General features: G+C 67.7%; 21 protein-coding genes. 10 read left to right on the forward strand and 11 right to left on the reverse strand.

The genetic code is table 11. From position 1 onward, the window contains the following. Position 1 precedes the first annotated feature (1 nt). From QM779_RS15345 to QM779_RS15355, 3 genes are all read left to right on the forward strand, one after another. On the forward strand, positions 2-529 hold the full coding sequence (locus tag QM779_RS15345) for a hypothetical protein (protein ID WP_428536830.1): 528 nt from the start codon (positions 2-4) through the stop codon (positions 527-529). A 105-nt stretch (positions 530-634) separates the two neighbouring features. Next, positions 635-937, forward strand: a complete 303-nt coding sequence (locus tag QM779_RS15350) for a hypothetical protein (protein WP_428536833.1) — start codon at positions 635-637, stop codon at positions 935-937. A 178-nt stretch (positions 938-1,115) separates the two neighbouring features. Beyond that, complete coding sequence (locus QM779_RS15355) at positions 1,116-1,604, forward strand: peptidoglycan-binding domain-containing protein (protein ID WP_428536836.1); 489 nt, start codon at positions 1,116-1,118, stop codon at positions 1,602-1,604. 39 nt (positions 1,605-1,643) lie between these two features. Here QM779_RS15355 and QM779_RS15360 read toward each other — a convergent pair whose 3' ends face one another. The 11 genes from QM779_RS15360 to QM779_RS15410 all read right to left on the reverse strand — a co-directional run bounded on the left by QM779_RS15360 (position 1,644) and on the right by QM779_RS15410 (position 17,615). Next, entirely contained in the window at positions 1,644-2,615 is a 972-nt protein-coding gene (locus QM779_RS15360; RefSeq protein WP_428531854.1) for an IS481 family transposase, read from the reverse strand. A gap of 105 nt (positions 2,616-2,720) precedes the next feature. Beyond that, positions 2,721-3,524, reverse strand: coding sequence for a serine hydrolase (locus tag QM779_RS15365; protein ID WP_428536839.1), 804 nt, complete (start codon positions 3,522-3,524; stop codon positions 2,721-2,723). A 250-nt stretch (positions 3,525-3,774) separates the two neighbouring features. Then, a complete protein-coding gene (locus tag QM779_RS15370; protein ID WP_428536842.1) occupies positions 3,775-3,900 on the reverse strand; it encodes a hypothetical protein in 126 nt (41 codons plus the stop codon). A gap of 431 nt (positions 3,901-4,331) precedes the next feature. Beyond that, entirely contained in the window at positions 4,332-4,985 is a 654-nt protein-coding gene (locus tag QM779_RS15375) for a hypothetical protein (RefSeq protein ID WP_428536845.1), read from the reverse strand. A gap of 50 nt (positions 4,986-5,035) precedes the next feature. Next, on the reverse strand, positions 5,036-5,728 hold the full coding sequence (locus QM779_RS15380) for an ATP-binding cassette domain-containing protein (RefSeq protein WP_428536848.1): 693 nt from the start codon (positions 5,726-5,728) through the stop codon (positions 5,036-5,038). Then, positions 5,728-7,989, reverse strand: a complete 2,262-nt coding sequence (locus QM779_RS15385) for a DUF1430 domain-containing protein (RefSeq protein ID WP_428536851.1) — start codon at positions 7,987-7,989, stop codon at positions 5,728-5,730. The genes QM779_RS15380 and QM779_RS15385 overlap by 1 nt, the downstream gene beginning before the upstream one ends. Positions 7,990-8,105: 116 nt before the next feature. Continuing rightward, positions 8,106-8,411 (reverse strand): lactococcin 972 family bacteriocin, encoded by a 306-nt coding sequence (locus tag QM779_RS15390; RefSeq protein ID WP_428536853.1) that lies wholly within the window; start codon positions 8,409-8,411, stop codon positions 8,106-8,108. Between the two features lie 102 nt (positions 8,412-8,513). After that, a complete protein-coding gene (locus QM779_RS15395; protein ID WP_428536856.1) occupies positions 8,514-9,239 on the reverse strand; it encodes a response regulator in 726 nt (241 codons plus the stop codon). Then, positions 9,197-10,315: a sensor histidine kinase gene (locus QM779_RS15400; protein ID WP_428536859.1), complete on the reverse strand. Its 1,119-nt coding sequence runs from the start codon at positions 10,313-10,315 to the stop codon at positions 9,197-9,199. Before QM779_RS15400 ends, QM779_RS15395 begins: the two co-directional genes overlap by 43 nt. An 860-nt stretch (positions 10,316-11,175) precedes the next feature. Beyond that, positions 11,176-16,602, reverse strand: coding sequence for a MobF family relaxase (gene mobF / locus QM779_RS15405; RefSeq protein WP_428536862.1), 5,427 nt, complete (start codon positions 16,600-16,602; stop codon positions 11,176-11,178). A 233-nt stretch (positions 16,603-16,835) separates the two neighbouring features. Further along, positions 16,836-17,615 carry a HEPN domain-containing protein gene (locus QM779_RS15410; RefSeq protein ID WP_428536865.1) on the reverse strand — a complete coding sequence of 260 codons (780 nt, stop codon included), beginning with the start codon at positions 17,613-17,615 and terminating at the stop codon, positions 16,836-16,838. A gap of 170 nt (positions 17,616-17,785) precedes the next feature. Here QM779_RS15410 and QM779_RS15415 point away from each other — a divergent pair, with 170 nt between their 5' ends. From QM779_RS15415 to QM779_RS15445, 7 genes are read left to right on the forward strand one after another with little or no spacing between them, the layout of a single operon-like run. After that, entirely contained in the window at positions 17,786-18,118 is a 333-nt protein-coding gene (locus QM779_RS15415) for a hypothetical protein (RefSeq protein ID WP_428536868.1), read from the forward strand. Further along, positions 18,115-18,921, forward strand: coding sequence for a hypothetical protein (locus QM779_RS15420; protein ID WP_428536871.1), 807 nt, complete (start codon positions 18,115-18,117; stop codon positions 18,919-18,921). Before QM779_RS15415 ends, QM779_RS15420 begins: the two co-directional genes overlap by 4 nt. Then, entirely contained in the window at positions 18,918-19,475 is a 558-nt protein-coding gene (locus tag QM779_RS15425; RefSeq protein WP_428536874.1) for a hypothetical protein, read from the forward strand. Before QM779_RS15420 ends, QM779_RS15425 begins: the two co-directional genes overlap by 4 nt. Positions 19,476-19,526: 51 nt before the next feature. After that, a complete protein-coding gene (locus tag QM779_RS15430) occupies positions 19,527-20,600 on the forward strand; it encodes an ArdC family protein (RefSeq protein ID WP_428536877.1) in 1,074 nt (357 codons plus the stop codon). Continuing rightward, on the forward strand, positions 20,597-20,872 hold the full coding sequence (locus QM779_RS15435) for a hypothetical protein (RefSeq protein WP_428536880.1): 276 nt from the start codon (positions 20,597-20,599) through the stop codon (positions 20,870-20,872). The genes QM779_RS15430 and QM779_RS15435 overlap by 4 nt, the downstream gene beginning before the upstream one ends. Before the next feature lie 3 nt (positions 20,873-20,875). Continuing rightward, a complete protein-coding gene (locus QM779_RS15440) occupies positions 20,876-21,169 on the forward strand; it encodes a hypothetical protein (RefSeq protein WP_428536883.1) in 294 nt (97 codons plus the stop codon). Next, positions 21,153-22,139 carry a hypothetical protein gene (locus tag QM779_RS15445; RefSeq protein ID WP_428536886.1) on the forward strand — a complete coding sequence of 329 codons (987 nt, stop codon included), beginning with the start codon at positions 21,153-21,155 and terminating at the stop codon, positions 22,137-22,139. Before QM779_RS15440 ends, QM779_RS15445 begins: the two co-directional genes overlap by 17 nt. Positions 22,140-22,159: the final 20 nt, after the last annotated feature.

A 22,159-nucleotide genomic window follows, 5' to 3' on the forward strand; every position in this document is an offset into this window, starting at 1 on the left:
CATGGACGCCGAACCGCTCGTCGAGTCGTTCCCGATGCCGACCAGCGACCGGATCCGATCGGCCTACTGGGATCTCTACCTGTCCGAAGAAGGCACCGACAACCAGAAGAAGTGGCTCGGCGAAGCCGACCGGCTACCCCGACCCTGGGACATCGCCACCTGCACCGACCCCGACCTGCGCCGTGATGTCTGGGAGTGGTACGAAGCCGTCGTCACCTGGTTCAACCACGAATACGTCTGGGATCCCAACGCCGGCATGATCCCACCATGCTGGACACAGCATCCCCACCTCATCCACGACATCGGCGTCCTCGCCGACCAACGCCGCCTCGTGGCGCTGGCCACGAACAGCAACAGCCTCGAAGAATGGCACCGATATTCCGTACCGGCCTTTATCGAGCGCATGGCGGAACGCGTCAGGCAGCACTGCGACGACCAGCATCAGGCGTGGCCGGGGAAGGCAAGATTCTCCCGATATTCCAGCCAGCGGCCGAACAGGTCCCAGAACATCGCTATGGACAGCTCCTAGCCTGGGGGCACCGACTTCGGGTGGGCCTTCAGCAACGGGGTGGACTCGAAGCACCGCACCGGTGTCCCCGGAAGGCCCTACCTGCTTCCCGGTCACACCCATCTGATGGCTATGCGCTGGTACGAGTGGGGATGCCCGGGCCGGATCGATCCGGAGGACGAACCGACACCACCGACGTGGGCTCCGCTCGGTGCACAGGCGATCGTGCCGTTCGAAGGACGCCTGGGGTCGGGCGAGTTCGAGGGTTACTGGGCGGAGAATGCGAGTTCCGGCGACCGCCCCACCAGCTTCCGCAGGCAGACGGTCGGGCAAACCCTCGACTGGGTGAGCGACACCCTGGTCACGACTGCCGCTGACGACCCCAGGCTCACCCACAAACCCGGGCCGATCGGCTGCGAAGGCGAATAGCCGCTTCCGCGCCAGACCTCTCCAGTTGGATCAGGCCGGTCCGATGGGACCGACCTGGGGCCCGAAGGTGCCTCGCTCGTGACCGTTCCAGCGCCTGCAGACTTCCGGTGCCAGCGTGATGACTATGGCCCACACGGGGCCACTCCCGTCGCATCGAGTCAAGAACTGGAGGTTCGAGATGCGCATCAACACAGCCACATCGTTCCGAGGCGTCGCGCGGGGCGCCAGAAGAGCATTTGCCGCAGGCCTGTCGGCGCTGGTGCTCACCGTCGTGGGGGTTGGGCTAGGTGCCACCCCAGCCCATGCGGTGGACCAGTCGACAGCGACGTGCACGAAGTCCGGGTACGGGCTGGCGCTCGGATCCGGTATCCCCATGCACGTGCCGGAGACCTCTTCGGGGTCAGAGAACTGCCTGCTCAGCGCCAGCCAGTACGGATCGGGGGCCACCAAGGCCCTTCAGACCGCCATGAACAAGTGCTACGGCGAGAGTCTGACCGTCGACGGCGTCTTCGGATCGAAGACCACAGCCGCGCTCAAGCGAACCCAGACCAAGATCGGCGTCACCTCGGACGGCATCTACGGTGTGAAGACCCACAACAAGATGAAGTTCTACGAGGACGACACTGCCGACGGTGGGCCCTACTGCGCCAAGGTTGAGGCGCTGTAGCGCCGCACCGCTAAGGCAGTGCCTAGATGTACTCGGCCATCAGGTTGGTGACACCCGGCTGGTCGGGGGTTTGCCTTCGAGTGCGGTGTGTCGGCGTTGAGTGTTGTACTGCTCAAGCCAAGGGGCAAGGGCGTCGCGGCGTTCCTGGTTGCTGGTGAAGGGCTGCCGGTAGGCCCACTCGGTTTGCAGGGTGCGGTTGAACCTCTCCACTTTCCCGTTTTGCCAGGGGCAGTGGGCTCGGATGAACTTCTGGCGGGCACCGAGATCCGCGATCACGGCCAGGAACGCGGTGCCGTAGCGGTAGGCGAACGCGTTGTCGGTCATGACTCGTTCGATGTGGGTGATGCCGTGGGCGGCGAAGTAGGCGCCGGCCCGGGCCAGGAACGCCGCGCAGGTGGGTGCGGTCTCGTCGTCGTGGATCTCTGAGTAGGCCAGCCGGCTGTGGTCATCGACCATCGAGTGCACGTAGTCGTAGCCGATCTTGGTCCCTTTGCGCCGACCTTTGTCGGCGGCACGGCCGTGGAGTCGCCAGCCGCCGCCGTCGGGGATCTTGCCGAGCTTCTTCACGTCCACATGGACCAACTCACCGGGCCGGTCCCGTTCGTACCGGACCGCGGTCGCCTTCGAGGACCGGATGACCGCTCCGCTGATCGGATCCAGGCTGCACAGATAGGGCAGCTCGTGGCGGCGCAGGACCCGCGACACCGTCCGGGCCGGCACCCCGAGCTCGGCACCGAGCCAGTCCTGCCCACGACGATGCTCGACACGAGCAGCGACGATCCTGGCCTCCACCTCGGCGCTGGTCCGCCCAGGGCTGGTGTGCGGCCGTGACGACCGGTCCACCAGCCCAGCCTCGCCCTCGGCCCGCCACCGCGCGATCCAGCGGTGCGCACACTGACGCGACACCCCTTGGGCTTTCGCGGCGTGCGCGACCGGCCAGCCCTGCTCCACCACCCGGCTGACGAGCAGCCTCCTGCCGAACACGGTCAGATGAGCCCTACATTGAGACACGGGAGAACCTCTTCCTGGAGTAGTGAACCTTCGCAAGTCACACCCCAGTGGGGGTTCTCCTCTTCGTCAACCAGAAACTGTCACCAACGTCCCGGCCGAGTACACCTAGAGGGTACCGGAGCCGAGAATCGCGAAGACCCACTTCCCGACCTCACTGGTGACCGCTCGGCCGGTGGCGAAATCCGGAACGCGAGTCATCACGCACAACCGGTAGTTGCGTCCGTCACCCTCGACGCTGCCCATTGAGTTCACCGCCCACAGGTTGTCGGTGGACTTGAACTGCACCCAACCGTTCTTCAGGTGGACGTGGACGTTGGCCGATTTCGGTTGGCCAACTCCCCATGCCTGGTCGTCCTCGACCTGGCCCATCAGGTCGTAGATAAAGGTGGACTCGGCTGCGGTCAAGGCAGCGGTCTTGCCGGTGGCAAGGGTCTTTGCGAGCAGTACCTGGTCGGCGGGAGTGGTCCAGGTCCAGCTCCATTGATCCGCCCTGGTCTGATCGAGGTGGGTGTGGGTCATCTGGAGCTCGCGGGCCAGCGCGGCGTACGCCGAGGCGCCGCCGGAGGCGTCCCATAGCGCCTGAGCGGCGTCGTTGTCGGAGTGCCGGATGGCGTTCTCCGCATTCGCGGTGCTGTCGGTGCTCAGCCCACCGCTGGCCCGTGCCGCACGGAGGGCCATCGCAACGATCATCGGCTTCGCCATCGAAGCGTTCTGGCTGGAGTAGTCACCGTTGAAGCTGTAGGACCCGCCGGTGCGGACGTCCTCCACATAGACCCCGAAGGTGCTGCTGCGGTTGGCGATGATCGTCATCACCTGGTCGAGTTGCGTCTTGATGGGACCGGTGGGGGAAGCGGTCGGATGCGGAATGCTCGGCTCGCCGGAGCAGCCGGCGAGAGCGACCAGAGCCAAGGTGCCTCCAGCAGCGAGCAGGTTACGGCGGCTGATCACAGGTGCGGTGTCTTTTCGCGGGTCGTGGGAGGGATCGGCCCAATTCTAGCAACGCCAGACCCTTCACAACCCGGCCCCGTGGTGCCCAGCGCCCGCCCGAAGGTCTCGACCTTTGTGAAGTTTGGCCATCCTTCTCGCTGGGCCGAGTCGACGTGGCTGTCTCGGTGGCGCTGCGATCTTGATCGATCAGCCGGAATGGTCTTTGGGACTACTAGCGCAGGGCGGCGAGCCCGGGCCCGGCGATCGCCAGCGGCTCCACCGCCAGCAGGTCCGATGGGGGTGGGGGAGAGTTCGCCTTGACGGTGAGGCTGGCCCACACTGCGGTGCTGATCCACACCAGCCATCGTCGGCTACCTGGCTTATCGGGCTGCTGCTCCCGAACCCAGAGCCGTAACCCGCATATGAGCGGTACGAAGCCTGGGGCGATTCATGCTGCTGGCGAAGGTCGGCTGGATCGGGTGGGCGCTGGATCCTCACGGTCACGACCCGGAGGTGTTGGTGTTCTTCGATCGGGATCCGCGGATGGTGCTGACCGTGATAGGCCCTGATGCTAGCCGACCCGGAGCGGTGGAGCTGCGCCGCGTTCCGATCGGTGCGCTTCGTCGCACTACGGCGTGCTGGGACCTGGCTGGTCCCGCAGAGCGGGTGTCGCGTCGAGCGTCGACCTGGGCACCATTGAGCCGGCCGTCGGCGTGCTCCAGTGGCCGTGGGAACGGGCGCGAGGCTAGGGCTACCCGTCCGGTTCTAGAAGCCCCCCGACGCCAGCCGCTACCCCTCCGGCTGGCCCGGTCCCCTGGTTGTGGCGTGGGGTGCGCCCAGGCGGGGAACCACTTGGCGTTCCGGGCCGGCGTGGGGGCTGTGGTTGAGGGTGAGGAGGACGCGGTGGGTCCAGGTTGCTGCCATGGCAAGGGCGAGGATAAGGGCGGTGGTGTTGGTGACGATGGTCGACCAGGGCTGGATGTCTGGGGTGCCGGTTGGGGTGGCGAGGAGCAGGATGATCACCGGGGCGGCGAGGCTGGGGGCGAGGCTCCACCAGCGTCGTTGTGCGGCGAGCGCTCCGAGCAGGCCCATGCCGAGGCCGCACGGGATGGCGAGCAGTCCCCAGTAGAGCAGCCCTCCGCGGTCGAGGCCGCCGGTGTAGCCGGAGGTCCTGTCCGCCAGGTAGTAGGTGAGGTCGGCGATCAGGAGGCAGATCATGCCGGCTACGGGGCCCGTCCAGATGCGGCGGGCGAGCCAGCCGGCAAGGAATGCGGTGATCGACCACGCCCAGGTGGTGCCGAGCACCGCGGCGAGGACCTGGAGGGGCAGGATGCCTTCGGAGCTGAGGCTGACGGGGCTGTAGGGGGAGCCGAGGGAGTTGCTCAGGGAGTTGGCTGCGCCGAGGCAGAGGCCGAGCAGTGCGGCAGCGATGAGCCTGCTCATGGTGGAGCTCGGCCGGCGGCCTCGCCGGTTGGGCTGGGGAGTTTGGCTGGTCACAGTTCGATTATGCGGTCGGCGGCCGCGGCAACGACGGGATCGTGGGTGACGAGGAGCACGGTCTTGCCGTGGTCGCGAAGTCGGGCGAGCAGGGCGAGGATCACGTCGCGGTTGCTCGAGTCGAGGGACCCTGTGGGCTCGTCGGCGAGGACGAGGTCGCTGGGCTTGAGCATAAGCCGCGCCATCGCCAGCCGTTGTTGCTCGCCGCCGGACAGCTCGTACACCCTGCGGCTGGGGGCGGTGTCTAGGCCGACGTCGGCGAGTGCGTTGGTTCGCTGTCGGGCCTGCTCGGCTTTCGGGGCAGTGGTGAAGGCCTGGGCGAGTTTCAGGTTGGCCTCGATGCTGTCTTGGTCTATCAGTGCCGAGTTCTGGAACAGGTAGCCGATCTTGGTGCGCAGCAGGCGCAGCGCCGCAGGGCTGCCGATGCGGGGTGCGGACGCTCCGAAGAGGCGGATTTGGCCGGAATCGGGGTGTTCGAGGAGACCGGCCATGTTGAGCACCGTCGATTTCCCTGACCCGCTCGTGCCGACAAGGGCCACGATCTCTTCCTGGCGCACGGCGAAGCTGAGCTGTCTGATCACCTGGTGGGTCCGGAAGGCCTTGCTCACGTCCAGGAACTCGACGACGGGGGTACCGTCTGGTTCTCCGAGGGTCTCGGCTTCGGCCACTTCGAGGGTTGCAGCGTGCACTAGAACTCTCCTTTCAGGATTGCCGGCACACGGCGGTGTTCGGTCAGGGTGAGGGTGACGCCGGCGATCAGCAGTTCGGCGCCGGCGAACACGGCGGCGGCGAGGATCAGGCTTAGGTTCGGCTGGGGTAGTCCCCACCGGCCGTCCGCGACGCTCATCGCTACGGTCGCTGCGCCGGTCTGCACAGCCCAGGTCAGGGCGAGGATGAGCAAGAATCGGCGGTGCCTGCGTGCGAACCCGAGCCCGTGGAGCCGGCCGACGACGATGCGGCGTGCGTTCTGCTCAAACAACAGGGTGGCTGACTGGACGGCGACCAGTCCGAACAGCAACAGGGTGAGCAGCATGGTGGAGATGGCTTCGGCGAGCCCTTGCTGTGCGAGTTGCAGTTCCTCGAGTGCGTAGTCGTTCAGGGTGACCAGGTGGGTCAGATTGTCGTCGAGGCGGAGCTGGCGCAGGCTGCCCTGCAGCTGGGCGAGGGTCGTGGCGGGGTCTGCGTCGACGAGCTTGACCTTGACCGCGGCGCCGGGGCTTCCGGAGATGCCGTTCATGCGGTCGATGCCGACGCTGTTGGAGGTGGTCATGACGGCCACTATGGGGTCGGTGATCCGGTTGCCCTGGTCGGGGCCGACGTCGGGGTCGAAGCTGAAGATGTCCTGGTGGTCGGCGGTCCACACGATGCGCACCTTTTGGTTGCGGATCGCTGCAGGCGGGTCAACGCCGAACAGGCGCTTCTCCAGGGACATCACGGATTCGGGGGCGTCGGCGCCGCCGGTGCGTGATGCCTGGAACGAGGTTGTGATGGCCGCTGCCTGGTCGTGGAGGCTGGAGGGAACCAGTAGGACCCAGTCGGTGGTGTGGTCGTCGACGGCGACAGCGTTGCCGTCTTGGCCGGTGATCGGGTAGACCGCCAAGTAGTTCGGGTTGACGGTGATGGATCGGTAGCCGTCGACGGGCCCTTCGGCCAATGTCTGGGTTTCGTACTGGGTGGCGTCCACGTAGAGGGCGCCGCGGTTGTCGAGTGCGGGGTACAGGTCGTGCACCTCGGTCGAGGTGGAGGCCAGTCCGCCGGTTTGGAGTTCGTCCAGGTCGAGGCCGACGCTTTTGGGAACGAACACCCCGTATTGGCTGGTGGCTTGCCAGCTGCCGAGTTTGGCTTGGGCGGCGTTCATGGTGGCGTATCGGTCGGCGGCCGCGGTTCCCATGACGATCAGGGCCGCGGCCATGACGAACTTGAGGGCGAGGCTGAGCCAGGCGAGGAGCCGGGTGTCTTTGCGGTTCTTCAGGGCCTGGGCGAGGTTCAGTCCCTTGATGTAGGCGGTGGAGGCGAGGGTTGCGATGACCGCAAGAGAGCTGGCGCCAGCAACATTGGCGGCGACGGTGACCACGGTGGAGGTGGTGACGCCGGGTACGAGGGCTGCGGCGATGGTCGCACACACACCAGCGATGAGCATGGTAGTGAGGGTGAGTCGCCCTGAGACGGTGAACCAGGCGTGGAGTGCGCTGTGGCCGTGGAGCGTGAGGATCGCGGTGCGCTTGGCTTCGTACAGCTGGCGGAACGCGGCCAGGATGGCGACGGCTGCAACGATCGCCCAGATCAGTGCCCAGGTCCAGGGGGTTGCTGCGGGTGAGATCTCGCCGCGGACGGTGTTTGTGGTTTGCTCGAGGCCGTTGTGCTCGAGGTGCGCGCCGAGTCGGGTGAACTCTCCGGCGACTTGGTCGAGGAATCGCGTGCAGGCCTCGGGTTGTGGGCATTCGACGCCGTATTCGCCGGGGGCGGGGAGGGAGGCCAGCGCTGCTGCGAGCGGCCGGAGGTAGATCGTGTCGTTGTGTCCGATGTCGTCGACGACACCTACTTGCTCTGGTTGCCCGGTGGGCCGGCTGGCCAGGAACGCAGTTCCCGTGCGGGTTTCGGCAGCGGTGGGGAATCGGCCGTCTCGGAGCCGCAGAACATCGAAGAGGTGGCTCTTGTCGGCGGCGATGTAGGCGTAGTGGGTGGTCAGGGGCTGGTCGTTGGTGTCGTAACCCCATGAGGTGCGCAGCACGTTGACCTGGCTGGTGTCGGCGGCGTGTTGGAGCACACGCAGGACGAGGTCGGGGTCGGACAGGGCGGGCTGTACGGGGATGGTGAAGCGGGTGCCGATGCTGGTCCCGGCTTGCTGCAGCTGGACGCGTTCGGCCCGGTCGGCATCGGTCACACCCACGGCGAGAGCGGCTGCCGCGAGCCCGATGAGTGCTGCGATGAGGAGGCGTTTCAACAGCATCGGGCCGCCCTGCTCTGGTGGGGAAGATGGGGACACATCGGGACGGCACGGGCGCTGGTCACCCGTGCCGTCGTGATGCTGGCTGTTGTCTCAGCTGTGCCGGCGATCACCACCGATCAGTAGGTCGACCAGTAGGTGTAGCCGGTGTAGGAGCTGCTGTCGGTCGCGTTGGCGTTGGACCACACCGTGGCGTTGGCGAACTTCTTCACGTTCTTGGAGCCGATGATTGCCGTGGAGGAGTGGTACTTGGTGGGGTGGACGTAGTTCGACCACACGTACTTCGAGCTGCCGGTCACCGAGGTGCCGTAGTTCCAGGTGCCGCCGCCGACGTTCACGACCGTCGCGAAGGCCGGTGCTGCCGCGCCGATGGACAGCGCCAACGCGGCTCCGACTCCGATCGCCATCTTCTTGAACTTGCCCATGTCACCGTTCCTCTCGGTCGTGCGAGAACTGGCTCGTCCTCACCGGGCTGGAGCGTCTCTCCGGCCTGTTATGGGCACGGTAGGCAGGCCAACAGTCGAAAGTCACCGGCCATCAGGGCCGATCCGTGGGGGAGCTGTGCCAGGCGTGGCTGATGCGCGACGGTGGGTCATCTCCTGGAGCGAAGGTAGGGCCCGGCGTGGATGGCGAGCATGGTGCGGTTGGTGACGCCCATCCGTTCCATCAGCAGCGACACGTAATGCTTCACCGTGGACGGCGCGAGAGAGACCCGTTTTGCGATCTGGGGGTTGGTGAGGCCCAGGCAGATGAGGTCGAGGATTCTCCATCTCCATCTGGTTCAGGTGGGGCAGCCCGTCAGGCCTTTCCGCCGGGGGGCCGGCGACGGCTTGGGGGGACATCACGGCCAAGCCGAGGTGCGCGGCCTCGATGGCCCGGGCCATCGCCGGAACGGGAGTGTCCTTGAACAGGTAGCCGGCGGCGCCGGCCGCCTGCATCCGAGCTACCATTGCCGGTTCGGGCAGCGAGGTGAGCGCCAGGATCTTGACTTGTGGGGCGTCGCGGAAGATGCGTCGGGTCGCCTCGATGCCGTCCATGCCCGGCATGGTGATGTCCATCAAGATCACGTCGGGCGGCTCAACAGCGGCTGCGGCCACGGCGTCGGCCCCGTCAGCCAGGACCCCTGTGACTTCGAATGCACCGAATCTCGGGAGGAGTTCGGAGAGGTTCGAGCGGACGTACAGGTCGTCATCGACGATGAAGACCTTGATCATGGCGTTCGGTTGAGTGGGATCGTGATGTGCATCAGCCATGTTGAGCCTTCCTGTTGTGCCTCCAACTCGCCACCCAGCGGTGACAGCCGTTCACTAAGTCCGACGAGCCCCAGCCGGGCTCGGCCTGGCTCTGCATGCCGATCGCCGACCTCGTTCATCACCACGACGACAGCCTCGCGCTCGTTGACGCGCACGCTGATTGCGCAGGGTTGGTCGACCAGGCCGTGGCGTTCCACGTTTGCGACTGCCTCCCCGAGAGCGGCGGAGAGGGTGCTGCGGACAGATCCGGGTAGCAGACCGAGGTCACCGTCGATGGTGATGCTGGTGGGAAACCCGCGCCGCTCTAGTGAGTCGCGTGCTCTTTCGGTTGCGGTCAAGAAGGGATCGTCCCGGTCTGGCCCGGTAAGCGGCTCGGCGGCGCGCAGCAAGTCCAGTGACCTCCGCAGTTGGTCTGAGGCCAACCGAACGCCGGTCGCGAGTTCTTCGAACGCCGGACCTCCAGTCCCGTCGATCTGTGCGCGTTGGGCGTCGAGCAGGACCCGAGCCAGCGTCCGTGCAGTCGTGTCGTGAAGCTCGCGGGCCAATACAAGGCGCTCCTGCAGAACTGCGTAGGCGGCGGCGTCGAACTGCGCCCTCTTGTATGCGGTGAACAAGTTCCCGATTAGCCACAGCACTCCGATAAGGGCGAACCACACCATGACTCCGAGGAAGAACTGTGGGTCGGCGGGATAGTCGCGATAGGTCAGAGCGCCCAGTACGATCCCGAAGCCAGCACTCATCCACGCGCGTTGCCGCCGCTGCCCTCTCATCCCAGAACCCAGGATCGGGATAAGCGGTGCGTACTCTCCCATCGTGGGTGCGTTGTCCGGAAGGAACAGGTACCCGATGAGGAGCAGCCCGAGCGAAAGCCCTGCCCACACCGGACAGCGGGCAGTCAGCCCGGCCAGGACTGCAGCAAGGACGTCGAGGAGAATCCACCAACCGGCCCCCGCAGACTCGCCCAGTAGCACAGCCAACATCGCGAGCAGCGCTGCCAGAACGACTTCTAGTCGCCCACTGGCAAGCAGCGTTGAAAGCCCGCTTTGGCGATCCCTCACTACCGGTAGTCCGGCCACAGGCACCATCCTGCCGGCAAATGAGGTGAGGGTGGCTGATTGGGCCGCAGGATGCGACCATAGGGCCGACTTCATGGCCAGTAGTGCCAACTTTCAGAGGTGGCTCGTCGGCGGTGATTTGCGAATGTCATCGTCAACAGCATGTATAGGTCTCTCGTCGCGATCGCGTTGGCGATCGCCATTCCTCTTGGTGGCCCTGTTGTCAGGCCGGCCAGGACCGGAAACGCCGCAGCGGCCCCGGCCTCGATCTGCGACTACCTGCCCAAGTGGCCGGGTTGCCCCCCGAGGTAGCGGTTCATGTGAGGCATGGCGGGTCGTTGCTGGCCATGGCTTGGTGTGCTGCGTGCCCGACGAGATACCGGCGCAGGTAGGAGATCGTGAACTGGACTTTGCCGTAGCCGGCGGGGGTGACCATGGCCGGCGGCCATGAGGCGTGCCCGGTGGACGTTGGTGTACTGGGCCTCCTTGCCGATCCGTTGGGCGATGTCGGCGGTGCGCGAGCTGCTCTGGTCCTGGGCCATGGCGAGCAGGAGGGTCCGGTCGACCTCGGACAGCGCACGAAGGCCGGCGGCGTGGACTAGTGAACCCAGCCGGGTCTGCCAGGACTGGGTGGTGAACCCGACCGCCTCCGAACGGGCGTCGACGCAAAGACCCAAGATCAGAGCCGGATCTGGCGATGTGGGTCGCCCGCGGCGACGCAATCGTCGAGGTGACCAACTGCTGGAACGGCAAGATGCTCGACGGCTCGATGATCGACTTGCCAACCGCCCGGCGGGTCGCTCCTTGACGGCGACGCTCGCTCTGACCGGGGTCGGGCGCACCTACCGCCAGCTTTGGCTGGCCCAAGCCGGCGGTGCAGATCAGCGAGCGCGCTGCAGCCCTCGTTGCATGACCGGCTTCGGGTGTCTTGTGAACGGCCTGGCGGATGGCTGCGCGTTCGGCCTCGCGGCGATCGCGGCCTCCGGAGTGTTGGTTGCCGCCGCTCTCGGATCGGCGTTCCAGTTCTGGACTGCTGATGCGAGGGCGATCCGGACCAGGCCGATCGGGAGTTCCGCCGCTTGCGCGACGGCAGTCGAGGCAGTGTTCCAGTCCCTGGGTGGTCCGGCGGCGATGATCCTCGCGCAGCGCAGGACGTCCTCGGGTGCTGTGCCTGTCTCGAGCTGTTCGGCCAGGAGGCGGTCCGCGAGTGAACCCGCTCCGTCCAGTGCCTCGATGAGCTGGATCTGTCTTCCTTCCGCGAGCAGGCCGGCGGGGTCGGTGCCATCGGGCAGTTCTGCGTGGAGTGGGTTGAGTCGGTTGACGGTGAGGATCCAGTAGTCGCGTTCGGCTGCGGCTCGGCCAGCCTGGTCGGCGTCGGTTGCGACGATTGGATCGTGATGCCAGCCCAGCAACTCGACAACTTGGGGTTGGGTGAGACTGGTGCCGAGCGGCGCTGCGCCGATGTAGCGGCCGTTGGTCGCGAGGCTGACGGCGATGGCGTCAATCGGACCTTCGACGAGGACCGGTGTCGCCTCCGTCTGTCCGACGACGTAGAGCTGGTCGCCTTTGTGGAACAGGGGTGTGTCGGCGGTGTTGAGGTACTTCGGACCGTGCTTGGTGTCGTCCTCGTAGCCCGGGTTGCGTCGGCCGACGAACCCGAGGATCTGCCTGTCGTGACTGATGGGGAACACGAGTCGGTCGCGGAAGCGGTCGATTAGCTTGCCGGTGCTGGCTCGGGTGGCGACGCCGGCGGTGAGCATTTCGTCGTCGGTGACGCCGTACTGGTGGAGGTGCTGGACGAGGCTGGTCCAGCCGTCGGGGGCGTAGCCGGGCCGGATTTGGGGGTGGCCGGTGATGTCTTGGCGGAGTCGTCCGGTGAGGTAGGGCTGTGCCCAGCTCTCCGGTAGGCGGGCTTCGTAGAACTGGGTGATGAGTTCGTTGATTTGGGCAAGCCGTTCGGGGGTGTAGGGGCATTCGCGCCAGGCGTCGGCGCGGTCCTGCTGGCGGCGGATCTCAGCTGCGGACGGCTCAGGCGGGCCAATGGTCTTCCGGACCAGAGCTTCGATCGCGAGGATGCGTTCGGCTTCGGCGTCAGGGTCCTCGAACTCGGCCTGGAAGCCGGCCGGGTCGGGCTCGTTGTGATCGGTGGCCGCGGAGACGCTTTGGACCATGTCGATGAGGCGCTCGGGTGGCGTCCAGCCTTCGGCGAGGTCGTGCGGGGGCTCGTCGCGTGGGTCGTCGTGGTGCTCGTCGGGCATGTTCTGGGTGGCGATCGAGAGCCGCCAGACCCACGTTCGACAGGCATCGATCGATCCGGCCTGCTCGGTGGGTGCTTCGCCGATGAGCTGGTCGAGGGTCCAGCCTCGCTGGAGGGCGTGCTCGATGATGGTGACGAGGGCGGGCCACCAGGTGCTGTGCTGCAGGTCGTCGGTCGCGTGGCGTCCGAGGGTCTCGCCGAGTTTGGGCAGCCAGGTCGTCACCAGGTGATGGTCTGAGTCGAGATCTTGGCTGACAGCGGGGGTGAGCTGGCCGCTGATCCGCCACCATAGCGCGGCTGCGGTGTGTTCCTCGGGCAGCAGCCCCGCTGCTGCCGTCCGGCGCAGGAGCTGCTGGATGTCGATCCCGGCGCTTGCGACCTGCCCGACGCGGGTGGCGAGGACCGGCAGGTAGGGGTCGCAGGCCAGGAGGGGTTCGAGGCTGCAGAGCAGGCTGCCCCATTCGTCGAGGGCGGGGTTGGTGAGCCGGCCGAGCTGCCGGTCGAAGCGGTCTTTGCAGCGTCGGGCGCGGGTGCCGGGTTGGGGTTCGCCGGTGGGGCGTCGGTCGGTGTCGAGGATCTGGTTGCTGGCTCGCCAGATCTCGATGTCGGCGATGAGTTCGGTGGGTGGCCGGATGCCGTTTGTGGCCCACGCTGGCGGCGTCGTGCGCTGTTCGACCTGGGTCCGGAGTTGGTCGGCGAGGTCGCGGACGAGCCCGGCGCGGGCGGTCAGGTAGTCGCCCCAGACGGGGTGACGGGTGAGGCTGGCCGGGATGGGGTTGAGCCAGGGCAGCGGGCCGTTGCGGCGGCTCGTGCCGTCGAGCCGGGACGCCAGGATGGCGGCCGGGTCGCGTCCGGCCACGATGGGTTCGGCGGCGGCGCGGGTGAGTGCCTGGATGGGGTCGCGGTGGTCGGCGTTGATGCTGAGGAGTTGGGCGAACAGGGCAGGCCAGGCGTCTGCTCTGGTGATTCCGGGCAGCAGCCGACTGGCTGCGACTTCGATGGTGTGCCGGTCGGCGGGGCTGGTGGTGTGGTCGGCGGCGAACACGATCGCATCGGCGTAGCGGGCGGTGGCGTCGCCGAGCAGCAGGGCGGGGTCGTCGGCGTGTCGCAGGGTGGTGGTGGCGGACAGGGGTGATTCGTCGCGGGTGAGGATGCGCTCGAGTTGGTCGACGGCGGTGGCGGGGTGGACGACTTCGGGGTGGATGAGCGTGTGGGGGTCGCCGTCGCCGGTGACGGTGAGGTAGCAGGTGTTGGTGCGGCGTCCGCGGGTCAGCATGGTGTAGGCCTGCTGGCGGGTTTCGTCGCCGGTGAGCATGCCGTGGCAGGTGTCGGCGGTGACGCCTTGGGCGGTGTGGGTGGTGGTGGCGTAGCCGAGTTCGGCCCATTCGGCGATGTAGTCGTGGGGCAGGGTGATGTGGCGTGCGGTCTGGGTGTGGCGGACGCGGACACCGGCTGCGGTGATGGTCTGGATGGTCCAGCGGTCGCCGTTCTTGACCCAGTCGGTGGCGTTCAGCGCGAGCTTCCGGTTGTTGCGTCGGGTGATGATCACGTCCCCGGCACTCGCGCTGTTACCGTCGGCGAGTTTGACTTCGCCGTCCGGGGTGTCGCCGCCCAGGCGGTGGTCGCGGGCGCGCTGGTTGAGTTGGGAGACGAGGTCTCGGGTGGGGGCGAGCATGACGCTGTCGAGGCCGGCGGCGCGGTCGCCGGCCCAGTGTTCGAAGAGTTGGTCGAGCATGGTGTCGGGTGTGCCGACGTGGATGCGGTCGCGGTCGAGATAGAACCCGAGCGCTTCGGTGTGACCTTCGCGGAGGGCGAGCGAGGCGGAGCCTTCGGCGGGGTCGGTGAACCGGACGAGTTCGTTGAGGTGCAGGGCGCCGTGGGTGGCTTGGATGTCGCGCAGGACGCCGCCGGCGCCGATCGCGGCGAGTTGTTGGTCGTCGCCGATGAGCCGGACGCTGCCGCCGGCCTGGATTACGTGGTTGATGACGGCGTCGAGGGAGAGGGTGTCGGCCATGCCAGCTTCGTCGATCACGACGAGGCTGGTGGGTCCGATTTGGTTCATCCAGGCGGGTGGGTTGCCGTTGGTCAGGTGCCAGGCGAGCTTGGCGATGGTGTCGGAGTGGGCTCCGATCTGCTCGCCGAGCCCGGCTGCGGCGACCGCTGACGGGGCGAGGCCGATGACGGTGCCGCCGCTGTTGGTCCAGGCGCGGGCGAGGGCTTGCATTGCGGTGGTCTTCCCGGCGCCAGCGGGAGCGATCGCGAGCTGGACGCGGGCGGCTGAACTGGACATGGCGCGCACGAGGGCGATCTGGCCGGTGTTGAGCTGGACGCCGTTGGCGGCGGTTTCGAGCAGGGCGAGGTCGACGGCGGTGTCGGGCACAGTGCGTCCGTCGTGGCGGGCGGCGTGGCTGAGGATGCGTTGCTCGGCGGCGAGGATGCGGGTGGAGGTGTAGAGCCGGTTCCCGGCCACGGTGTAGACGCTGGCGCCGTCGAGGCGGCGCAGCGGCTCGGGCTCCTCGACCCCGTCCGTGGCGGGGCTGAGCGGGATGGAGAAGCGGTCGAGGACGTCGTTGGTGAGCCAGTCGACGATCTCGTCCACCCGATCAGCGGGCACGTTCTCGGCCCGGACGTGGCGCAGCGCTTCGGCCGTCACGTGCCAGCTCTGCCAGGCGGAGCGGTCGAGTTCGACCCGGGACAGGATGCGTTCAGACGCTTGGTCGAACCAGCCCGGGGTGAGACTGGCCTGTTCGGCCGGCGTGGGGTGGAGGGCGCGGTGGATCATGACGGCAATCGCGCCGTCGCCGCCGAGCACCTCGTGGGCCTGGGCTAGCCAGGCCGCGCGCTGCTCGGCCAGGCTGCGCGGCTCGTGCTTGGCCTCCCGGGTTTCGAGAGTCGCTTGTTGGGCGAGAGCGATCGCCTCGACGGGGGTGGGTGGGCGTCCGTGGTCGCGCTGGAAGGCGGTGGCCAATTCGGCCTGACGGGCCACGATTCGGTGCCTACGGACCGACCAGCGCTCGAGCAGCGCCGGTTCGACGCCGACGATCTCCCGCACAGGCCGCTTGCGCGGGTCGCCGCCGGCGCGGGGTTCGAAGCGGACGCCAACCGTCCGGCTGAGGTGGGTCTCCAAGGCGGTGTTATAGGCCTCGGAGGCGGCGGTGATGGCCTTGTGCAGGACGCGGCTGTCGATGGAGAGCCACTTGCCGTCGAGGGTCTGGACCTTGTTCGCGACCGCGACGTGGGTGTGCAAATCAGGGTCGCCGGCCCGGCTGTCGCGATGGGTGAACGTGCCACCAATCAAGCCCTGAACATCGACCTGCCGAACCCCGTGGGCTCCGGTCCGGGAGAATAGGGCGTGGGTCTCGATGAACCGCAGGGCGTCCGCCACCGCCGCGTGGTGGGCGCGCTCGATCGTGGCTGCGAGGTGTGGGTCGGCCAACGCCCACAAGGCCGAGACCGACTTGACCGGCGAGAACGTGAGGTCGAACCCGGCCACCGCAGTGGTCTTCTGCCGCGACAGCCGGGCGATGTGCCCGGACAGGTCGCGCTGGTTGAGCGGGGCGCGTCCGAAGTCGCGCCGGAACCACTCCAGGCCGACCTCGGTGCGCACCCGGGCACGCTCCTCGATCCCGACCGCAGCATCCCTGGGCCGGCCGGCGGCGACGTTCAGCGCGTGGAGGCGACGGGCGACCTCGATGCGGTAACCGCTGACGTCGTCAGCGTGCACGGCGAACGGCTTGCCGAGCCGGATCGCGTCCAGCACGTCCTGCTCGGTCGCGTTCGGGTCGGCCTCCAGCGCTGCTGAGAGCTCGGCGGCGAGCGGGTGGTGGCCGGAGCCGAACAGGGCCAGCATCTGCTCGGCGGTGACGATGTCGCCGGCGTCAAGCCCGTCGACCCCGGCCAGCCCGGAGCCGACCCACTGCCCGGGGACCTCGCCCTTCTCGGTGTAGTAGGACGCCAGCCCGGTATGGCCGCGCTCGGTCGAGTCCATGGCCGCGACCTGCCTGGTCAGGTAGTCATATCCCGACCCGGCAGTGATCCGGTGCAAAGACATCGTCACACTTCCCTAGGCCCACGAGGGTGGCCGATCGGGACACCCAGTCGCCCGTGGGGCACGGGCTATTCGCGATGGTTGAGAGCTCAGTGCCGAAGGTGTGTGCCACTTGCAATGGACTCTGACCTTGGGCAGGGGGCTTTCAGGGGAAGGTCGCGGTATCCGGAGCGATCGAACGGCATGACAGCCGGAAGCGCATCAGGTGCCGCGACCAAAGCAAGCCCCGGCGGCCATCAGGTGCTGGACTCCGGAAGCTCGCCTCTCGGCCAGTCATCCGGACGACCCGCGGCAGCCTCCGCCTGGTCGATCATCTCCTCGGCCACGTCGAGCAGCTCGTCCAGGCGGCCATCCGGCAGCACGAGGTCCTCATCGGCGTACCGTCCGGCGGCTCGGTAGCTGTGGAGATCACGTAGCGCGATCGCATGGCTCGCCGGCGCGTTCTCGTTGTCGGTCCAGGTCTCGATCCATCTCTGTCGGTCCCAATGCCGCTTGGTGCTTTGCTGCAGCAGAAGCATCTGCGCTTGCACCGCAAGCTCAGCCGCCGAGAAGGCGGTATCGCACGCGACCGCGGGAGCGGCGTCAGCGTCACGGCGCGCCGAGTTCAGAAACTCGCGAGCTCGCTCGACCAACACTGCCGCTCGCGCCCTGTTGTAGCGGAAGTCGAATGCCACTACCTGTTGGCCCTTGATCACTGCGAAGCAGATCCATCCGCTGTTCTCGCCGATCCCGCCCGGACGGACACTGTCGACCTGGTCGAAGTCGTCCTCGGTCACGTCCTCGCCGGCGGCGATCGCTCGCGTGGCCCTGACTCTCGCAACAACGGCAGCTTCGTCATTGATCGTGACGATTGGTCCGCTCGCGGTCGGGTCAAGCTCTGCCACGACCTTTCGGATCTCGTCTCGCGCGAGGTTGAGACCTCGTCGGGCTAGCTCCGGCCCAATCCACAGCTCGAACATCTGCTCAAGCAGGGTCGACCCGAAGCTCTGCTGTTCGGTCGGCTCTTCGTCGGTCACGACGCCAATTCTCGGCGGCCCGTCGCTTCCTCGCCAGAGGTTCCTAGACGGGCGTGGGACTGCGCGACCCACTGATCGTCGCGAAGTTCCTTCGAGGCGACGTCCCGATCGCCCTACCTCGTGGGCCTAGGGAAGTGAGAGGTCCCCCTTTTTCGGTGGAGGTGACGGTGATGGCGCAGACGTTGCGGCAGCAGGCTCGCAGGCAGGTGAACGAGGCCACGGCGACCCGCAAGCGTGAGTTCGCGGAGCGCGAAGCTCGGCTGGCTGAGGCCGCGGTCGAGGTGGTAACAGCGCTCGTGGCCCGGGACCGGGCCGAGGAGGCGGCGGCGAACGCGATCGCTGATATGGCGAAGGAGCACGTCAACCTGACCGAGATCAGTGACCGGTGCGGGCTGTCGCTGAAGGAGGTCGCCCGGCTGAAGCGCACCTACCTCGATGCGGAACCGTCCGGTGCCCGTCCGATCTCGGACGTGGCAGTCGCGCAGGAAGCTAGCCGGTCATGACGTGGCGGTGGGTGTGGCTCCGGTCGCGGCTGACTGCGATTGTCGCGAGTGCGTTGATCTGGATCGCGCTGCTGCCGCTGGTGCCCGATGTCGTGGCGGCGTTCGTGCTGCTCGGTGCGGCGTTGGTTGCCGGGTGGCGGGCGCGCCTGCTGCTGTGGTGGCGATTCGGTGTCCGTCGTGTCGGGCCGGCTGACGCCGAAGTTGTCTGGCGTGCGCTGGTTCCGTTCGAATGGCTGCGCGGACGCAACCAGCCGCAGCTGTGGAGCAGCAGCCGCAGCCACGCCGAGGTCGTCGCCGCTGACGCCCGGCAGCTCGTAATGAGTGAACGACTGATCGGGCAGGTCTCGCAGCATTCCGTGCCTGACCAGGATCTGCGCCGGCTCGTCGTCCGCGCGCTCGCGACGGCCGATGTCCATCGCTCCCGGCTGGGCGCCGCAGTCGAGGTGTTCTGCCTTCCCTGGTCGATCCTCGCCAGTGTGGGTCGGGCGGTCTCGCGTCCGCTGGCTTCGCTGCGACTGCCGACGCTGGCCTGGCATGGGCGGTGGCTGTTCGTGGCGCTCGCCGCAGCCGACCTCTACCGTCAGGCGCACTGGCCCGGCCTGGTGATGCTGCTGCTCGCCGCGATCGCAACCGTCACCACACCCCGCTGGAACCGCAGCTGGGCCGGCCGTCAGATCGTCATGGTGGACGCCTTCGAGTCTGACCACCCGACCACGCCGGCGTCACAGTCCCGGTCAGGCGCGACGACACCGCGCCGCGTCCGTGCTGGTCGTCCCGCCGATACTCGAGGAGCCGGCCGATGAGCATCACGCACGCTGGCCTGCGGTCGTGGGCGAAGGGTCTGTATCCGCTGGAGGCGGCGGTCGAGTTGCTGGTGCGGACGGCGGACGGCCGATTCGCCAGCCCGGGCTACCCGTGGATCCAGCCGTGCGACCAGCCCGGCTGGTGGTGGCTGGACCACGAGGCGATCACCGACGACAACCTCGTCGCGCTGTCCGGCGGGGAACAGCGCATCCTGCGGATCGTCGCCTCTCTGGCAGGCGGTCAGCCGGTCAACCTGTACGCCGACCTGCCCGGCCTGGACCGCGACCTGATGGGACTGGTGCTGGCTGCGATGGCCCACGCCAACGGCAGCCACGAACACGCCGACATCCGCATCGACCACGACCGCGGTGTCGCCGTACTCGGCGGACGGCTGCCGTCCCTGCATCCCTGGCCCGACAACCAGCAAGGAGACCACGATGACCGACCAGCCAACCCACCCCGCGCCCGAGCCGCTGCCGGACCTGCCGATCATCCGCGAGGAACTCCTGACCGAGATCGAGCAGCGGCGACGCGACGGAGCCCGGCCCTCTGAACTCGCCGACCTGTCCTGGCACTACCAGCAGGTCACCGGCCGGGAACTGTGATGGCCGGCCGCACCTACACCGCGGAGCAACGCGAGGCGGCCGAGGCCGCCCGCAGGCAGCAGGTCGAGGAGCTGCACGAACTGCTCGCCGAACGCGTAGGGTCGCTGGACAACGAGGCCGAATGGGAGGCCTACCTACGCTTCGCCCGCGGGTTCACCAACTACTCGTTCCTGAACCGCTTGGCCATCATGTGCCAGCGTCCGGACGCGACCGCGGTGGCCGGGTACCGCGCTTGGCAGGCCAAGGGCTACCATGTCCGCAGGGGCGAGAAGGCGATCCGCGTGCTCGGCCCGGTCACCCGCCGCGCCACCCTGCTCGACTCCGCCGGACACCCGGTGCTGGACGCGGAAGGACGACCGCGGGAGACTCGCCAGATCATCGGCGTGAAGCCGGTGTCGACTTTCGACATCAGCCAATGCGACGGCCCACCCGTCCCGGAGGCACCCAAGCCGATCCTGCTCACCGGGCAGGCGCCACCGGGGCTGTGGGAGCGGCTGTCCGAGTTGGTCGACCAGCAGGGCTACCGCCTCGAACGAGGTGACTGCGGCGAAGCCAACGGCATCACCAGCTACAGCGACCGGACCGTCCGCGTCCGCGACGACGTCGACGAGGCGATGAGTGTCCGGGTACTCGCCCATGAGCTGGGGCACGTCCTCATGGCTGATCCCACCACCGCTCAGGGTCTTGTCGACTGCCGAGGTGTCCGGGAGGTCGAAGCCGAGAGTGTGTCGTTCATGGTCGTCGGCGCGCACGGCCTGGACGCATCCCAGTACACCTTCCGCTACGTCACCGGCTGGGCCAGCCAAGCCGCCGGCGACCTCACCCCCGAGCAGGTTGTGCGTGCCACCGGACAACGTGTCATCGAGACCGTCGACAAGATCCTCGCCCACACCCAACCCCAACCGTCGCCGGCCGAGCAGGCACTCGACGCCTACGAAGTCGAGGTCGGACGGACGTTGGCCGCGCCCCGCTGGAACCCGAACACTCCGCCGGCGACATCTGGAGTGGAGCACGAGCGAGCCGCGCAGACGTGGGGACGCGACCGCAGCCGTGGGGTGGCGATCCGGCGATGACCGAGCCCCTCGCACTCGCCCTGGGCCACGTCCGCAACGCCGTCTGGCAACTGATGGGGAACAACCAACCCGACGGACTGACCCTCGGCCTGGAATGCCTCGACCTCGAAGCCATCCTCAACCCCGCCGACACCGAGCCAGGCGTTGTGCCCTGCGAAGCCACACCGGCCCAGTCACTGGCCGCGGCCCGCTCGGTGCTGGAGCAGATCCCCGACCAGGTCGCGCCCGCCGCGTGGGCCGTCCTGACGTCCCTGACCGCGAAGATGGGCTGAGCGATGGCCACCATCGGCGAACTCAGCCGCCGCCTCGACGATCAGGCGCGGACGCTCCGCGGACGGGGCCCCGACGACACCGTCCAGTCCCACGTCGCCGGCTGGCTCCTCCTCGCCCGGCCAACCCTGCGCGCGATCACAGCTCTACCGGTCGGCGGACGCAAGGACAAGATCAACGCCAGCCTCGAAGCAGTCCTCAAACCGCTAGCCACCGGCCCGCGCAAGGAACTACCCGGCGACCTCGCACCCGCGCCACATCTCGTGGAAGATCTCACGCACGGTGGGAGCCATCGGTGACGTCCTGGCCGACACCGGCATCAACTACTTCAGCCTCGGGCTGGTCGGCACTGAGGCCGTCCGCTTCGAGGCCAGCCTGCTCGCCTCCCTCCACCTCACCGCACGCTGGTCGAGAAGCACCCTGAACGAGCAGACCCTCGCCTCCACCAGGCACTCGCTGATGACATCACTCAACGACCTCGTCATCCTCACCGAGCCATGGGCGATGATCCCTCCCGCGAACAGAGCCAGCGCCTTCGAACACGTCCGGCTTCCCAACCCCGCCGCGCCAGGAATCGAAGGTGCCGTGGTGACCTGGGCCGACGAAGCCTGGCAGATCCTCCACGACCGCCACCGCGCCACCGGCTGGACCATGCAAGCCACCGCCGGCACCCTCGCCCTACTCACCCTCCTCGCCGGAGACGCCGTGGTGCGCGAGGGCCGAGCCACCGGGATGCCTCGCGACGCGATCGACGGTCTGATCGACACGCTCGCCCAAGCGGTGCAGGCTTGGCGGGCGGCAGCGACCTGGCCACCGAACTTGCGGCTCGGTGGAAGCACCGAGGACTTCAGACGGCTGACCCGCGACCTCCGCGAGACCATCGACGCTGGACCCAAACCCGACCTGGCCACAATGCGCCACCTCCTCGGCCTGATCCAGCCCGTCGGCCTCCTCCACACCACCACCATGACGAAGCTCGTCGCCGGCCGCGAACTCTGGATCCACGGCCACATCCCCGGAACCGTCGACTACGCCCGGAAATGGCAGCGCGTCCCCGCCTGGATCACCGTAGGAGAGCCGCTCGCCAGGGCCGCACAATCTGGCCACGAAGCCCTGAACCGGGCAGTCAAGGCACTCAACGCCACCGCTCATCGTGCCGATCAGGGGCGTTTGCCGCTGGGATGGCCGCCCACCCGAGCTGCGGACGTTCGTGCCGTCCAGCGCCGCGATGCAGGTGCGAACTTGGTTCGGCGAGGAGTGGAACGTTGATCAGCGACCCGCGGCGGCAG

Origin of the sequence: Propionicimonas sp. (assembly GCF_049840635.1) — a bacterium.
In the GTDB taxonomy this organism is placed as follows: Bacteria; Actinomycetota; Actinomycetes; order Propionibacteriales; family Propionibacteriaceae; genus Propionicimonas.